Raw genomic sequence first — 15,200 nt, 5'->3', positions numbered from 1 at the left:
GCCGCATCCTCGCTCGCTTGTCCCGTCGCAATCGCCGCCCAAAACCGCCGACGATCCTCACGCTGTGCTGAGGGGGGCCGGCCAGGTGACCGCTGAGGAGCCCGCCCGGATCGATCCGATCGCCGCTTCCGTGTCTTCATCGCAACCTCCTGCATCAGGCTGTTGCGACGACCGCTTGAATCCGCCCAATATGCCGCGGCGGAGTACCGCAAAGCCTTGAGGGCCCACGGCATCGTGCAGTCCATGAGCCGTAAGGGAAACTGTTGGGACAACGCGCCCATGGAAAGCTTTTTCGGAACGGCCAAGTCGGAGCTTGTCCACCAGCAGCGCTACCCAACACGCGAAGCCGCCAAACGGGACCTGTTCGCCTACATGGAAGGCTACTACAATCGCCAGCGGATCCACTCGGCTCTCGGCTGCATCACCCCAGAGCAGGCCGAGCAACAGGCCGCATAACCCGGTGTCCATTCTCCTGGGGGAAGCTCACCCGGCCAGACCCGCCGGAGATCAGATGAGCGCCCCGACTCCTACACCACGCCTCGGGGCACGACCATCCAGCCAATTGCCCGCGGCCGCAACGGGGTGTTCATCCCCACTGAAATCGCTTTCGTCGAGATCGCGATCGTCTCCATCCTACCCAGGCGTCTGCGGCGGCTGACCGCCCAGGACATCAGCGCCTGACGCCGACAAACTGACACTGAACAACCGCCCCCTGTCCTGATGCAAAACCTGACGGAGCTGCTGCGCCGTTCATCTTCGCCGCCGGGCGGGGATCCCGAGTTGCTCAGCCATAAGGACCAGATCGGGCAACGACCGGGCGCCCATCTTCTCCATCATACGGCGCTTGTGCACCTTTGCCGTAATCTCCGAGAGGCCGAGTTCCCCGGCGATCTGCTTGTTCATCAAACCGCCAATGGCGCAGGCCATGACCTCACGCTCGCGGTCGGTGAGAGTCCCATAGCGGTCGGTGAGCTCGCGGCGGGCCCGGTTTTCCGCCAAGGCTGCGGTATCCGTCTCGATAGCCCGGCTGATCGCCTCCAAAAGCACCTCGTCCTCGACCGGCTTGGTCAGGAACTCGATCGCGCCGCCGCGTATGGCGCGCACAGTCATCGGAATGGTGCCGTAGCCGGTCAGAAAGATGATCGGCACGGTGCTGCCGGCACCCCGCAGCGCCTCCTGCACGGCAAGCCCATTCTGATCAGCCAGACGAACGTCGAGCAGGACGCAGCTTGGACGTCGGGCGAGCGTCTTCTCGGCGAGATCATCGGCATCCGAATGTTCCATGGCCGTCAGCCCCGCCGTTTCGCAGAGCCGCCTCAGTGCCCGGCGCAACGCTGGATCGTCATCGACGATATGGACGACTGGTTTCATGTCGGAGAGTAAATCATGAACCGTGCCGCGAACCGAACATTGAAAGGCAGGTCTCCAGGACAGCCGCATCGATCGGCTTCGTGAGATACGTCGATGCGCCCGCTCCCAACGCCCGCTGCCGGATCGCTTCGTTCGGATAGGCGGTCATGGCAATGACGGGAAGCGAAGGATGCCGCCTGGACAGGGTCTGGATCAGTTCGATGCCGTTGACCCCCGGCATCTGGAGATCGGCGAGCACGCAGAACAGATCGTCCGCTGCACTGTAAGACAGCAAGGCTTCGGCACGGTCGAACAGCAGCACGTCGTACCCGATGGACAGGACGAGCCTTCTCAGCGCGGCCCGAATGAAGGGATCGTCGTCTACGATCGCCACGACGTCACGCGTCCGTCCATGGTCAGCCATGGGCGATCGGCAGGGTGAAATGAAAGGCCGCTCCCCCTCCCGGAGCCTCGTCCACCCAGATGTCTCCGCCATGCGCATCGAGGCAGTTGCGGCATATGGCCAGCCCCATGCCCATGCCGCCAGGCTTGGTCGAATGAAACGGCTCGAAGATCCGGGCACGCCGTTCTGTCACTACTCCTGGCCCGGTGTCGGTTACGTCGATCGCAAGCGATGAATGCTCGACTCGAAGGGTCACGGTGATGTCCCGTCGGCCCGTTCGATCCTCCATGGCTTGTGCCGCGTTCAGCATGAGGTTTACGAACACCTGCTGGATCTGCACGGGGTCGGCCATGGCGAACGGAAGATCGTCCGGCGCGGAGAGGTGGACGACCGCACCGTGGGATCGCAGGTCCGTTTCAACCAGCAGGTTGGCGTTGCGGGCCACCTGGACGATATCGACCGGAGCGAAGGTCTCCGAGGATTTGCTGAAGTGCGAGGTGATGCGTGCCACGACGTCGCGGGCACGCGAGGCCTGGGAAACAACGTCCTGCAGAGCGGCGGCGGCCTCTGCGATGTCTGGCGGGCCCAGCCGCAGCAGGCGCTGGGCCGCTTGGGCATTCGCCAGGATGGCCGCGAGCGGTGAATTGACTTCGTGCGCGACCGACGCGCTGAAGGCATTGGCCGCCGAGATCCGGGACGTCCTAGCCGCATCGGCTTGAGCGGCGGCAAGCCGCGCCTGAGCCCTCTTGTAGGCGGTGATGTCGACTGAGGTCACGATGATGTTCGAAAAGCCGGCAAGATCGCGCGGCAGCATGGCGGTGAAGAGCGTGTCGATCTCGACGCCCTCCCTGGTCGTCAGATGGGCCTCGGAGCGAAAGAACCGGTCGCCGCGCCCGAAGGCCACCAGCCACTGCACGAAGGTCTGGTCGGTTTCGGGAAGCAGCCGGTCGAGAGGGCCGATATAGGCCTCCTTTCCAGGCGCTCCGGTCTCCTCCAGCGTGAAGGCGTTCACGTCACGGATCATCACGCGCGCCTTCAACGCTCGGAGTTCGTCCGGCCGTTTGGCGAAGTAACTCTCCAGATCACTGACGCCGGCATGGCGCAACGCCATGACGGCCTCCCCGACAGCCGTCCAGTCCTCGCGCCACATGGAGATGCCGGCCCGCTCAAAAATTTCTCCGTATTGCCAGCGGCAATGCTGCGCCTCCTGTCTCAACCTCATCACAAACCGCACAACCAGGAGGCCGGACAGGAGCGCCGCCGTTCCCGACAGGAGCGCCACGTTGTACCGCTCCGCCGGCTGCAACGCCGAAAACGCTGCCAGGATCGCCGGCGCGAAGGCCAGCAGGACCGAACTGGCGAGGTCGCGAGCGACGATCGACCGTTTGCGCGGCGTCGTGGCGGTCATCCACGCCGGCAGTCCGTCGGGATTGGGCGGGTTCTCGGCCAAAGTCTCTGCAAGGCTTGGCCATCTGGAGAAAACTTGCCGCATTGATCTCGCCTCCGGAGGAGAAGCAATAGCAGCACGGTGCCGCCACGTCTGCGATACGCCTGTATAGTGGCCAAGGGCCGCCGGCCATTCCATAGTTCCCCGATGAACCTGCACGCGCACGGCACATACAAATTCCCCAAGGCGGACTTGGCCGCAACGTCGCTCGGCCGCGGCTGGAACGGTGTCGCCGCCGAACTGCGCTCGCACCCGGCCGGCGATCTGCCCGCGATCGTGCCGACCCAGATGGAGATCACGCTGGCGACGCGCCGCAGCACGGGCGCCTTCGTCAGTCGGAAAGGGGCCGGCGTCCGCCAGCGCTCGGCCGTGGAGCAAGGCACCATTTGGCTGTGTCCGGTCGGCATCGGCGAGGACGAAATCAGCATTTCCGCACCACTCGACGAGATACTGCACATCTACCTGCCGGCCGACCGCTTCGACGGACTCGCCGACCTCTATGGGGACACGCGCATCCGTGCGGATGCGATCAGGTATCTCGCGGACCTGCGCGATCCGCTCATATGGCAGATCGGCCTGTCGATCCGGGCGGAACTTCTGCAGGAAACCTCCGCCGGCCGTATGATGGTTGAATCCGCGGCGCTGGCGTTGGCCGCGCGCGTCGCCCACGCTTACGGGCACGACCGCCCGGAACCGGCGAAGACCCCGCTCGAGGCGGACTGCCCAAAGCGGATAGCGCGGGTGATCGACTTCATCCGCGCCAACCTGGAACGCAACATTTCGGTTTCCGAACTCGCCACGGTCGCGTGTCTGAGCCCCTTCCATTTCGCGCGCATGTTCAAGCGCATGACGGGCAAGACTCCCCATGGCTTCGTCAGCTCGGAACGATTCGAACTGGCGCGGAAACTTCTCGGTGAACAGGATATACCGCTTGTGGCGGTGGCTCATCGATCCGGTTTTTCCAGCCAAGCGGCGTTCAGTACGGCCTTCAAGCGGGCGATGGGGTGTACGCCCGGAGCGTATCGCCGGCGTCTTTCCTGAAGACGTGGATGCGGCAAATACTTGTATGACAACTTGTGTGATACTTGGGATTGGATGAGGGGACGGCGCGACACGGTTAAGGGCGCTGCGTGGGGGCGACCAGCAGAATCAGACGATCGCGTTCCGGAAATGTCAAAGCGACAAGCTGGCGAAAAACCTCCGCAGCTTCGCGAAAGACCTGGGCAGGAAAATCGGCGACAGTGCCGATCACGCGCAGGCATCCGTTGCAGGAGCGCAGGTGATGTCCTTATCGTTCGACCGGCAAAGGCAGCAGGTACTTACGCTTCCGACAGATCAATTCCCGGCCCCGGACGAAGGTTGCGCCGCGGATCAGCAGGCCGATCCGCCCACCGGATCCTTGTGATGAGGAACGCACCATGGAGGAGGAACTGGAATTCGGCCCCTTCAGGGTCATACCGTCTCAGCGCAGGCTGCTGCGTGACCGGAAGGTGGTCCCACTCGGCAGCCGCGCCATTGACATCCTAATTCATCTTATCGCCCACGCGGGAGAAGTCCGGACGAACAGAGAGATCGTGAAGCATGTCTGGCCCGACACCGTCGTGGATGAAGCCAACATCCGGGTGCATATCTCGGGCATCAGGCGGGCACTGAACGACACCCAGCGTCCTCCCCGGTTCATCGCCAACATTCCCGGCAGGGGCTATGCGTTCATCGCGCCGGTGACCAAGCGGCCAGCACCGCCCGGCGAGAACAGCGCCCCCGCGCCCTGCCTTCCCATGACGGACCTCGGCACGGGTCGAATTTTCGGGCGGGAGAGCCTGGTCGAAACGATCTCCGCACACCTCGGCCACTCCCGGCTTCTCACCATCGTTGGACCGGGAGGCATAGGGAAGACGACCGTCGCGCGCGCGGTCATTGCTCGCGATCGATCGGAGGGCCTCGTCCTGTGGGTCGATCTCTCTTCCGTGAGCGGCGGACACCTCGTACCGACCGTGGTGGCATCGGCGCTCGGCATCCTTTCGCGAACCGACAACATCTTGCGCGAGATCGCCGCTCACCTGCGTACACGCTCCGCTCTGGTCGTCCTGGACAGTTGCGAGCACCTGGTGGGCAGTGTGGCGGAATTCGCCGAGTGCCTTCTGGCTGAGACCCCGGGTCTTCGCATTCTTGCGACGAGCCGCGAACCGCTGAGAGCCAGTGGGGAGCGTGTGCATCGCATTCCGCCATTGGAACTTCCAATCGCGACACTGACCGCGAGTGCGGCGATGAGATCGCCCGCGGTTCAGCTGTTCGTGGAGCGCGCGGACGGTTGCCTCGGACAGTACGAACTGACCGATGAAGACGCACCCTATGTCGGCGGCATCTGTGAGAAGCTCGACGGCATCGCACTTGCCATCGAACTGGCAGCCGGGCGTTTGGAGACGATCGGCGTGAAGGCTCTGGCCCAGTCGCTGTCCGACTGCTTCCGGGTGTTGACCCTCGGCCGTCGGACCGCGCTTCCCCGTCATCAGACATTGAGGGCGACCCTCGACTGGAGCTACATGATTCTGCCCAAGGCGGAACAGTCCGCTCTGGGGGAACTGTCGGTCTTCCGTGGCCACTTCAGCGAAGAGGCGGCCGCCGCCGTGGTTTCCGGGGGCAACGCGGAGGCCGTTCTTGCCTCGCTCGTGGCGAAATCGCTCGTCGTCGCAGATGCCTCATCCGGACCAACCCAATATCGACTCCTCGATACGACCAGGCTTTACGCATCCGAGAAGCTCATGGAGACAGGTGCAACCAGCGCTGTCATGGCGAGTTTGGCCGAGCATCTGCGGATTATCTTCGAAGATGCGGAACATGAACTCGTTTCGGCATCGGCAGCGGATTGGACGCGGAACTATGCGCAACACACGGACGATCTGCGGGCCGCTCTGGAATGGGCCTTCGCCGAGGGGCGCGATCCTTTGCTGGGCGTGCGGCTCATCATCGCTGCACTGCCGTTTTTCTACCGGCTTTCGCTGCTCGACGAATGCCTGGCGTGGGTGCCCCGTGCGATCACCGACCTGGATGCCCACCCCGGCCTGGACGAACGGAGCCGCATGAAGCTTTACGCGGCACTCGGCTGGCCCCAGATCTGCCGGACGGGTGCGCCGGCACACGGCATCGCGGCTTGGTCGCAAGCCTTGCGGATCGCCGAGGGTATCGGCGATACCGATTATCAGCTCCGGGCCATCTGGGCACTATGGGTCGATGCGGTCAACCGCGCCGAACCTTGCCTGGGATTGACCTTCGCGGAACGTTTCCGCGCCCTGGCCTCGTCCTCGCCCGATCCGGCCGACCCAGTCATCGGGAAAAGGCTCTTTGGCGCAACCCTGCACTGGCTTGGCCGCCACGCCGAAGCCCGTGATCACCTTCAGCAGATGCTTGCTGAATACGCAGCGCTGCCTGCGAGCCGTCATTCAGTGCGCTTCCAGTTCGATCAGAATGTGACGGCTCGCATTGTCCTGGCTCGATCCAACTGGCTCCTGGGAAATGAAGAACAGGCATTGTGCGAGGTGGAGGACGCATTGGCTCATGCCAAGGAAATCCAACACAACCTGTCCTTCAGCAATGCCCTGGCGGAAGCGGCCTGCCCGCTGGCGCTGCTTGCGAGCCGCGATGATCTTGCAATCCATTATACGGCGCTTCTCAAGGAACATACGAAGGCTCTGTCGCTCGACGTATGGAATCGCTACGCGGATTGCTTCGAGGCTGAAATCGCGCTCCGGAAGGGGCGTCCCGACAAATGCGCGCGGCAGTTGGGCATGATCCTGCCGACGCTTCGCGACAGCGGCTTCACCTTGTTCCAGACGATCTTTCAATCCGTCGCGGCGCGGGCGCTCCGCGACATGGGCAAACATGTGGACGCGCTAAGAGTAATCGACTCCGCGATTGCGGACTGCGCATCCTCGGGAGAACGATGGTGCCTTGCCGAACTCCATCGCGTGAAGGGCACGATCCTTCTCGTCGATGGTCTGCCCAATGCCAGGGAGCGGGCGGGTGATAGCTATCGTCGTGCGCTTGCCGAAGCGCGTCGGGATGGCGCCATCGCCTGGGAGCGCCGCGTGAATGCCAGTCTTCATGCGCTGTCCCCGCCTTGCCGGATGCCGGAGGGAGACCAGGTCAGGATTGTCCCGTCTGCGGGAGGCGGTCGGCTTCCGGAGCCTTCCATTCCGGAAAGGCGGGAATTGTCCGCGATGAACAACCGGTCTCAAGCCCATTGTCCGGCCGCGGGTTTGCCCACGGAATTCCCTTCGCGGCTTCGGCAGCAAGGGCGACAAGCGCTGGCTCGCTGACTTCAAATTCCGAAAGGCTGGCGGATGCACGACCGTCCCACCCGAGCCTTCCTATCGGCTCCGCCCCTCCAGATCGGACAGCCACCGCGTGATCATCCTGTCAGCGGCCTCGCGCAGGGCTGGCCCATAGGTGAGCGCGTTCCGCCGAAGGGCCGCTACGTCGATCCTGGCAGCCGCCAGTTCAGCCGCATGACCGACGAGCCAGCGTTCAAAGCCATGTCCGCAGTCCACCTCAGGATGGAACTGGAGCGCGAGAACGTTGCTTCCAATCGAAAAAGCCTGTTGCTCGACGGCATCGCTGGAGGCGAGGTTCGCCGCGCCCGCGGGAAGCGAATAGGTATCGCCATGCCAATGAAGCACCGGCGTGCCCGCCAGATGACGCAGCGGACTCTCCCGCCCGGCGCCGGTAAGGGAAACGGGCTTGAAGCCGATCTCCTTGATACCCGAAGGGAAAACACGCCCGCCGGCAGCGGCGGCGATCAACTGCGCGCCCAGGCACACGCCAAGCAAAGGCCGCCGGGCCGCGAGCCTCGCGGCAATGAACGCCCGTTCCCGTGACAGGAACGGATAAATCTCCTCCTCGTAGACCCCGACGGGCCCGCCCAGGACCACGAGCAGATCCGGATCCTGGAACTGGTCCGTAAGATGGTCCGGCGGGAAGCTCGCATCCCCGACGTCGGCATAGCGAATCTCGTAATCCGCCCGCTCGATGGGCAAGGCAAAGGTTCCGAGGTCCTCGAAATGGACGTGCCGAAGCACGAGCGCGGTTTTGGTCATTGAACGCCTCCCGGCACCGATGGTGCGGACGCCGGTGCCGGAAGCGGCACCGCCTGCTGCGGAGAGAACCGGCGCGATTGCACTTCCGGCGGAAATGCGGATATTGGGGCTGCTTTCCTCTCTCCATTTGCCTGGAGGAAGAAGCATGCCGGTCCGTCGATGGCAGTCGGCGGACCGGCGCCCTCTCTCACTTGCTGGTGACGACCTTGCCGGGCAGGCTCAGGTTGCCCGACGCGACCTTGAACACGTTGTCGACGCAGAGCAGCGGCGAATGCAGGTTGCCGTTCACCTTGAGCCCGGCCGTGACGCCATCGAAGGACGCGCCGCTGATCCCTCCGAGCAGGGACAGCGGGATCGAAACTTCGACGGCATCGCCCTTGAACGTCGTCGGATAGTCCGGACTGTCGATCAGCAGCGGGACCTTCGGCCAGGTGGGCGGAACCTTGGGCTTTTGGCCATCCGGAATATCGGTCACCTTCAGTCCGCCCTTGCACGCCTGGTCCTCGTTCAGGACGACCCAGTGCGGATGCCAGACGTCGCGGTTGCGTCCGCCATAGGCGGCGTCGTCGAAATCCGGATGGAAAGTGACGGCAAGGGCGACGATGCCCTGATCGCGTTCGAAGCCGATTTCGCCGCTGTTCAGCGAGGTCGGCCAGACATAGGCGTAGACCTCCGAACCTTCGAACTTGCCCGTGGCGGCCGGCTTGTCGGAACCGGCGGTGCCGCGCACGCGCGTCGTGAAGACGGCCGTGTCCTTCTTCGTGACGACAACGGTCTCGATGATATCGAACGACGCCGTCACGGCTTCGACAGGTTTGGCTTCAATGGGGTGTGCATGAGCCGCACCGACCCACAAGGATAAGGTTCCGGCGGCGACCGCGCCGGTCAAGAGCTTTGCAAACATACTCATGCTTCCTTCCGTCTCTTTTGCCTGGAGATTCGAACTATCCTTTGTGGAAGACGCCCCAAGTGGCAGCTTGGAGCGAAGGATCGGCTGTGGAATGGTCACGGCACTCGATGCGGATGTCCCGCTGTCCGAATGCCGCGTTCACGAAGGCGCAATGATGCGGTTTCGCCGTGTCGGCGTAGGCGTAGGGCCGAAAATGACGGCAACTCACGCACATGCGCTGGATTGGGATCGCGCCGGCGTCCTGCAGCCGCTTGATCATCGTGACCAGGGTTATCAGAAGATGTTCCTTGTCCCCGTCCGACAGCGTGCCCGTTGCCTGCGTCAGGACATCGGGCACCCCATCGCCGGCCATGAGCGCCGCGCTGCCCGCCTCGGTCAGGCAGACGTCGACGGTGCGCCTGTCGACGGTCGAAGCGTGCTTGACGACCAGGGACTTGCGCTCCAGCGCGGCGATTGACTCCGTCGCGGTCGGCTGCGAGACGCCGAGTTGGAAGGCGACGTCCCTGACGGTCGCACCTTCGGCACGGCCCGCGAGGTATTCGAGGATCGCATGCTGCGTCGGGTTGAGCCCGGCGGCCCTGGCACGGACCCAGTCCTCGGAGCGAAGAACCGAGTCCAGCCGCGAAAGGCCTTCGCGGATGCGATGTTCGATTGCTGTCGGGGTCTTAGGCGTTTCCATGGCTCACACAATATACATAGGACTCCTATTTATCAAGCGGATGTCGTGCCGGATATTGGATGACTGCCATGCATGCACTGCCATGCGGCCGGATCAGCAGGGGGAGATCAGCGGGAGCCGGTTCCGGTAGCGTATCTGGCTGCGGGCTGCTTCAACGACAGGTAAGGGGCCAGCTCCAGCCGGGCGTTTTCAAGGTCGGACCATAGCTGGATGTCCGCCAGCGACGGGATGGTGACGATCTCGCCGCGGTCGAAGCCGGCGAGCGACGCGTCGACCATGTCCCCGGCTTCCATGATCATCTCCGGAGGTATCGCCGCGATGTCGACGCCGGCGCGTTCGAAGAGTCCGGTCCGTGTGAAGCCGGGAAGCACGGCCTGCACCTGGACGCCGTGCGGTTTCAACTCCGTGGAGATCGCCTGGGTGAATGCGAGTACGAACGCCTTGCTGGCACAGTAGGTCGCGTTGAACCGCTCGGGCATGAGAGCGACGACCGATGCGATGTTGATGATCGCCCCCCGTTGGCGGCTCGCGAACGCCTGGGCGGCGGTTACGGTGAGGCTGTGCAGGACATCGACATTGAGGTGGAGCATGCTGTCGAGCCCGGCCCGCTCGGAACCGAGCAGCGGCGCTTTCGGCCCGATGCCGGCGCAGTTGACCAGGAGTGAAAGCCCTTGGTCATCCCGCAGCATCGTCAGCACCCGCTCGCGGTCGCCGTCGCGGGTCAGATCCGCCGGCAAGGGGGTGACCGTGACGCCATGCTCCGTCGACAGCCGTTCGGCGAGAGCGGTCAGGCGCCCGCGGTCGCGGGCGACGGGCACGATGCCATATCCCCGCCGCGCAAGCCGGTCCGCATAGACCGCGCCGATGCCCGACGAGGCTCCGGTGATGATCGCCGTTCCCTTTGTCATCTGCTCCTCCTATTCCGATGCCTGCATGGTGGCCTGTGCGATCGCGGCCGCCACGCCCGCGCCATAGGCCGGGTCGGCGATGCTGCAATTCTCGATGTGGCGCTGCTGGATGTGAGGCGCGGCACCCGCGAGGGAGCGGGCGGTGTTTTCGAACAGGGCTTGGCGTTGCGACGGCCCCATCAGACGGAACAGGTTGCCCGGCTGCTCCCAATGGTCGTCGGCGGCGCGGTGGTCCCAATGGGCCGCCGGCCCCTCCAACGGCAGTGGCGGCTCCCCGGCGTCCGGGTGACCAGTCCATTCACCACCGCTGTTGGGAGCATAGGACGGCGTGGCACCCAGATTGCCGTCGGCACGCATGGCACCGTCGCGGTGGTAGCTGTGGAAGGGGCATTTCGGCGCATTGACCGGGATGTGGTTGAAGTTCACTCCCAGCCGGTATCGCTGGGCGTCGCCATAGGAGAAAAGCCGGGCCTGCAGCATGCGGTCGGGGGAAAAGCCGATGCCGGGCACGATGTTGGCGGGGGAGAAGGCCGCCTGCTCCACCTCCGCGAAGACATTCTCCGGATTGCGGTTCAGTTCCAGCACACCGACCTCGATCAGGGGGTGGTCGCCGTGCGGCCACACCTTGGTCAAGTCGAACGGATCATGGCGGTGGGCTGCGGCCTGGGATTCCGTCATCACCTGGATGGCTAAGGTCCAGCGCGGGAAATCCCGGGTCTCGATGCTGTTGAACAGGTCGCGATGATGGGTTTCGCGGTCCTTGCCGATAGCGGCCTCGGCCTCCGCATCGGTCAGGTTCTCGATGCCCTGCTGGCTGCGGAAATGGAACTTCACCCAGACCCGCTCGTGGGCGGCGTTGATCATGCTGAAGGTGTGGCTGCCGAAACCATGCATGTGGCGATAGGACCGGGGAATACCGCGGTCGGACATGACGATGGTCACCTGATGCAGCGCCTCCGGCAGCAGGCTCCAGAAATCCCAGTTGTTGCCGGCGTTGCGCATGCCGGTGCGCGGGTCGCGCTTGACGGCATGGTTCAGGTCGGGAAAGCGCAGTGGGTCACGGAAGAAGAAGACGGGCGTGTTGTTGCCGACGATGTCCCAGTTGCCTTCCTCGGTATAGAACTTCACGGCGAAACCGCGGATGTCACGCTCCGCATCGGCCGCCCCGCGCTCCCCCGCCACCGTGGAGAAGCGAAGGAAGACGGGGGTTCGTTTCCCGACCTCCGCGAAGATCTTCGCCTTGGTGTAACGGGTGATGTCGTGCGTCACCGTGAAAGTGCCGTAGGCGCCGGATCCCTTGGCATGCATGCGCCGTTCGGGGATCACCTCCCGGTCGAAATGGGCCAGCTTCTCGATCAGCCAGATGTCCTGCAGCAGCGCCGGCCCGCGGCGCCCGGCGGTCTGGATGTTCAGGTTGTCGGCGACGGGAGCGCCGTTGGCGTGGGTCAGAAACGGCTTGGTCATGGCGCTGGCTCCATGTAGAGGGCATGTGGCGGCGGGTATGCCGGAGACAGGGGCCGCCGTCCGTTTCTCCCCTGTTTCCGGTCAGGAAAGGGCGACGCACCGATAGGCGGCGCCGTACCGCTCGGCGATGGCGAAGCCGGGGCTGGTCCAGTGATAGCCCAGCATGCGCAGCTTTTCCGCCGCCGCCCGCTCGATCAAACGGCTGCGCGTGGCAACGCCCTGGTCCTGGTCGGTGTCGAAGCCAAAGCGCCAATGTGGATGCTCGAACGATGCGACCACGTTCGTGATGGCGTCGCCGGTTATCAGCAGGCCGTCGTCGCCGGCCAGCTCCAGGGAGATGTGGCCGGGGGTGTGGCCCGGCGTGGCGAGGACACGCAGGCCGGACACCGGCTCGTCCCCGTCCCGCATGCGGACGAGCCGCCCGGCGATGGCACCCAGATCGCGGCGGGCGCCCGGCACGAAGCCGCTCAGGCCGGGATAGCGGGCGGCCGGGTCCTGACCCATCCAGAAGTCCCACTCCGCCGCCGCCACGTGATAAACGGCATTGGGGAAGGACAGGCTTCCGTCCGGCCGCAGGATGCCGCCGGCATGATCGGGGTGTGCGTGGGTCAGGACCACATGGGTGACGGCGTCGGGAGCGATGCCGGCAGCCAGCAGATTGTCCCGCAGCCGCCCTGCCGTGGCCTGGAACTTATCCCCCGATCCGGTATCGACGAGGATCAGCGCCTCGCCGGCCCGGATCAGAGGGATGTTGACGGGAATGTTTGCCGTCCCCTGGCGTCCGCCCAACCGCCGGATGATGTCGGCCCGCTCGGCCGGCGTGCCATCCGGCGCTATGACGGTGTCCGGCAGGGTGATGAAGCCGTCGCTGAAGACGTCGATCTGGAATTTCCCGTGTCCGAACCGCCGCGACGGGGTCGCCACGGCCTTCCCGGCGAACATCGTGCCGGCCGCGGCCAGCGCGGCGGCCCCGGCAAGGAGTGAACGCCGCGTGACGGCAATCGGTGCGGGACTTTCGACCGGAAGGACCATGGCTGCCTCCGCCGTTTCGGAATGGATGGGCTTCCGGTGGATCAATCCCGGATGAAGGCCAGCAGGTCGGCGTTGATCACATCCGCATGGGTGGTGGCCATGCCGTGATCGAAGCCCTCGTAGATTTTCAGGCTGCCCTGCTTCAGCAGCTTGATGCCCAGGATCGCCGAGTCCGCGATGGGCACGATCTGGTCATCGTCGCCATGCATCAGGAAAACGGGTACGGCGATCGCCTTCAGATCCTCCGTGAAGTCGGTCTCGGAGAAAGCCGTGATGCAATCGTACTGGGCCTTGATCCCTCCCATCATTCCCTGGCGCCACCAGTTGTCGATCACCCCCTGCGAAACCGCCGCCCCCGGCCGGTTGAAGCCGTAGAAGGGTCCGGCCGGCACGTCGCGGTAGAACTGGGCGCGGTTGGCGGCCACCTGGGCGCGGAAGCCGTCGAACACCTCGAGCGGCAGGCCACCGGGATTCCGGTCGGACCTGACCATGACGGGCGGCACGGCGCCGATCAGGACGGCCTTCTTCACGCGCCCGGACTCCGCCCGCGCGACATAGCGGGCGACCTCGCCGCCGCCGGTGGAGTGGCCCACATGGATCGCCTCCTTCAGATCCAGCGCGGCCGCCAACGCCTTCACGTCCTCGGCGTAGGTGTCCATGTCGTTGCCGGTGGACGTCTGGGTGGAACGGCCGTGGCCGCGCCGGTCATGGGCGACGACCCGGTAGCCCTTCGACAGGAAAAACAGCATCTGGCTGTCCCAGTCGTCAGCCGACAGAGGCCAGCCGTGATGGAAGACGATGGCCTGCGCATCGCGCGGACCCCAGTCCTTGTAGAATATCTCGGTGCCATCCCTGGTCTTGATCGTACCCATGATGCGGTCTCCTTCGTGGGAGGTGCCGGCAATGGCCGGCTCGATGGGGGGGGAAGGTTGCCACGACGAAACCGGCGGCTGCCAGGCCGATGCCGCCCATCAGGACCTCACGACGGGTGGCGTCTGAGGTGGCGCGGATCACCATGCTTTTCATGATGCAGAATCCGGTTGTCCGGCCGGGAAACCGGCACGGAATTGGATCTCGCGGGCGGCGCCCGGCAGTTGCGGGTCAGGCTGCGACGGCGGCCGTGCCCAGATAGTCGTCCGTGGAGAGCAGCGTGGCATAAGCAAAGCCCAAAGCCGCCATGAAGGCGGCATGGACGTGGGACGCCGGGACGTCGACACCGCAGAAGCTCAGATCGCGGGACGCGCAGGCATCGTGGACGACTGTCGCCTTGTACCCGAAGTCCACCGCGGCCCGGGTGCAGGCATCCACGCACATGTGGCTCATGGCGCCGCAGATGACCACCTCCTCCACGCCCCAGCCGTCCAGCAGCCGCTTCAGTTCGGTATCGCGGAAGGAATTGATCTGGTGCTTGAGCACCACCGGCTCCTCCGGCCAATTGGCGACGAGGGGATGGATCTCCGCACCCTTGGAGCCGGGAACGAAGAATGGGGCGTCGGCCGTGGCGAACTCATGGCGGACATGCACCACAGGGTCCTTCGCTGTGCGGAAGACGGTGATCAGCCGGGCGGCGTTGGCGGCGGCGGCCTCCACACCGTTCAAGGTCCATTTCCCGCCGGGAAAATAGTCGTTCTGCAGATCGATGACGATAAGGGCGCGCTTGGCCATTGTCGATCCTCCGGGATGGCGGCGTTGATGCCTGGGACGATCATGACGCAGCGGCGGCTGTCACACCTGTTAAGCGATGTAAATGACCGTAGAATATCGTTATCTCTGCATTGGGGTTGCCGCGGCCGGGAATGGGCATCCCGCCGGGTCTTCATGCTGCGCGTGGGCTTAGCTGTGCAGGGCACTGAGCTGGTCCCCGTTTCCCGGACAGTCGGATAAGCTTGGTTCGCCCATCAGGAAGGACGGACC

The 15,200-nt window shown here is 64.6% G+C and carries 13 protein-coding genes and 1 pseudogene; 3 read left to right on the top strand and 11 right to left on the bottom strand.

The genetic code is table 11. The features are described from left to right. Positions 1 to 183: 183 nt before the first annotated feature. A pseudogene (locus JJL56_RS31610) lies at positions 184 to 456 on the top strand (integrase core domain-containing protein); the annotation flags it as partial. A gap of 294 nt (positions 457 to 750) precedes the next feature. Here the strand turns inward: JJL56_RS31610 and JJL56_RS31605 are convergent. From JJL56_RS31605 to JJL56_RS31595, 3 genes are read right to left on the bottom strand one after another with little or no spacing between them, the layout of a single operon-like run. Then, on the bottom strand, positions 751 to 1,371 hold the full coding sequence (locus JJL56_RS31605) for a response regulator transcription factor (protein WP_200487748.1): 621 nt from the start codon (positions 1,369 to 1,371) through the stop codon (positions 751 to 753). 13 nt (positions 1,372 to 1,384) lie between these two features. Further along, positions 1,385 to 1,744: a response regulator gene (locus JJL56_RS31600; protein WP_200487747.1), complete on the bottom strand. Its 360-nt coding sequence runs from the start codon at positions 1,742 to 1,744 to the stop codon at positions 1,385 to 1,387. Positions 1,745 to 1,766: 22 nt separating this feature from the next. After that, the gene (locus JJL56_RS31595) at positions 1,767 to 3,161 is read right to left on the bottom strand and encodes a sensor histidine kinase (RefSeq protein ID WP_200487746.1); all 1,395 of its coding nucleotides are present in this window, start codon (positions 3,159 to 3,161) and stop codon (positions 1,767 to 1,769) included. A gap of 186 nt (positions 3,162 to 3,347) precedes the next feature. Here JJL56_RS31595 and JJL56_RS31590 point away from each other — a divergent pair, with 186 nt between their 5' ends. Both JJL56_RS31590 and JJL56_RS31585 read left to right on the top strand, forming a co-directional pair. Further along, positions 3,348 to 4,241, top strand: coding sequence for an AraC family transcriptional regulator (locus JJL56_RS31590; protein WP_200487745.1), 894 nt, complete (start codon positions 3,348 to 3,350; stop codon positions 4,239 to 4,241). Between the two features lie 377 nt (positions 4,242 to 4,618). Further along, on the top strand, positions 4,619 to 7,516 hold the full coding sequence (locus tag JJL56_RS31585) for an ATP-binding protein (protein ID WP_200487744.1): 2,898 nt from the start codon (positions 4,619 to 4,621) through the stop codon (positions 7,514 to 7,516). Between the two features lie 51 nt (positions 7,517 to 7,567). Here the strand turns inward: JJL56_RS31585 and JJL56_RS31580 are convergent, their stop codons facing one another. From JJL56_RS31580 to JJL56_RS31545, 8 genes are all read right to left on the bottom strand, one after another. Further along, positions 7,568 to 8,293, bottom strand: coding sequence for a glutamine amidotransferase (locus JJL56_RS31580; RefSeq protein WP_200487743.1), 726 nt, complete (start codon positions 8,291 to 8,293; stop codon positions 7,568 to 7,570). A gap of 187 nt (positions 8,294 to 8,480) precedes the next feature. After that, on the bottom strand, positions 8,481 to 9,203 hold the full coding sequence (locus JJL56_RS31575; protein ID WP_200487742.1) for a hypothetical protein: 723 nt from the start codon (positions 9,201 to 9,203) through the stop codon (positions 8,481 to 8,483). A gap of 34 nt (positions 9,204 to 9,237) precedes the next feature. After that, on the bottom strand, positions 9,238 to 9,882 hold the full coding sequence (locus tag JJL56_RS31570; protein WP_200487741.1) for a MarR family winged helix-turn-helix transcriptional regulator: 645 nt from the start codon (positions 9,880 to 9,882) through the stop codon (positions 9,238 to 9,240). Positions 9,883 to 9,989: 107 nt separating this feature from the next. Beyond that, on the bottom strand, positions 9,990 to 10,790 hold the full coding sequence (locus JJL56_RS31565; RefSeq protein WP_200487740.1) for an SDR family NAD(P)-dependent oxidoreductase: 801 nt from the start codon (positions 10,788 to 10,790) through the stop codon (positions 9,990 to 9,992). A 9-nt stretch (positions 10,791 to 10,799) separates the two neighbouring features. Next, positions 10,800 to 12,254, bottom strand: coding sequence for a catalase (locus JJL56_RS31560; protein ID WP_200487739.1), 1,455 nt, complete (start codon positions 12,252 to 12,254; stop codon positions 10,800 to 10,802). A gap of 81 nt (positions 12,255 to 12,335) precedes the next feature. Further along, complete coding sequence (locus JJL56_RS31555) at positions 12,336 to 13,286, bottom strand: MBL fold metallo-hydrolase (protein WP_200487738.1); 951 nt, start codon at positions 13,284 to 13,286, stop codon at positions 12,336 to 12,338. A 41-nt stretch (positions 13,287 to 13,327) separates the two neighbouring features. After that, the gene (locus JJL56_RS31550) at positions 13,328 to 14,158 is read right to left on the bottom strand and encodes an alpha/beta fold hydrolase (RefSeq protein WP_200487737.1); all 831 of its coding nucleotides are present in this window, start codon (positions 14,156 to 14,158) and stop codon (positions 13,328 to 13,330) included. 229 nt (positions 14,159 to 14,387) lie between these two features. Then, positions 14,388 to 14,951, bottom strand: a complete 564-nt coding sequence (locus tag JJL56_RS31545) for a cysteine hydrolase family protein (protein WP_200487736.1) — start codon at positions 14,949 to 14,951, stop codon at positions 14,388 to 14,390. Between the last annotated feature and the right edge of the window lie 249 nt (positions 14,952 to 15,200).

This window comes from Azospirillum aestuarii (assembly GCF_016632405.1).
Taxonomy (GTDB): domain Bacteria; phylum Pseudomonadota; class Alphaproteobacteria; order Azospirillales; family Azospirillaceae; genus Azospirillum; species Azospirillum aestuarii.
The sequence above is the reverse complement of the archived record's forward strand: the minus strand, read 5'-3'. Positions and strand labels throughout refer to the sequence as shown.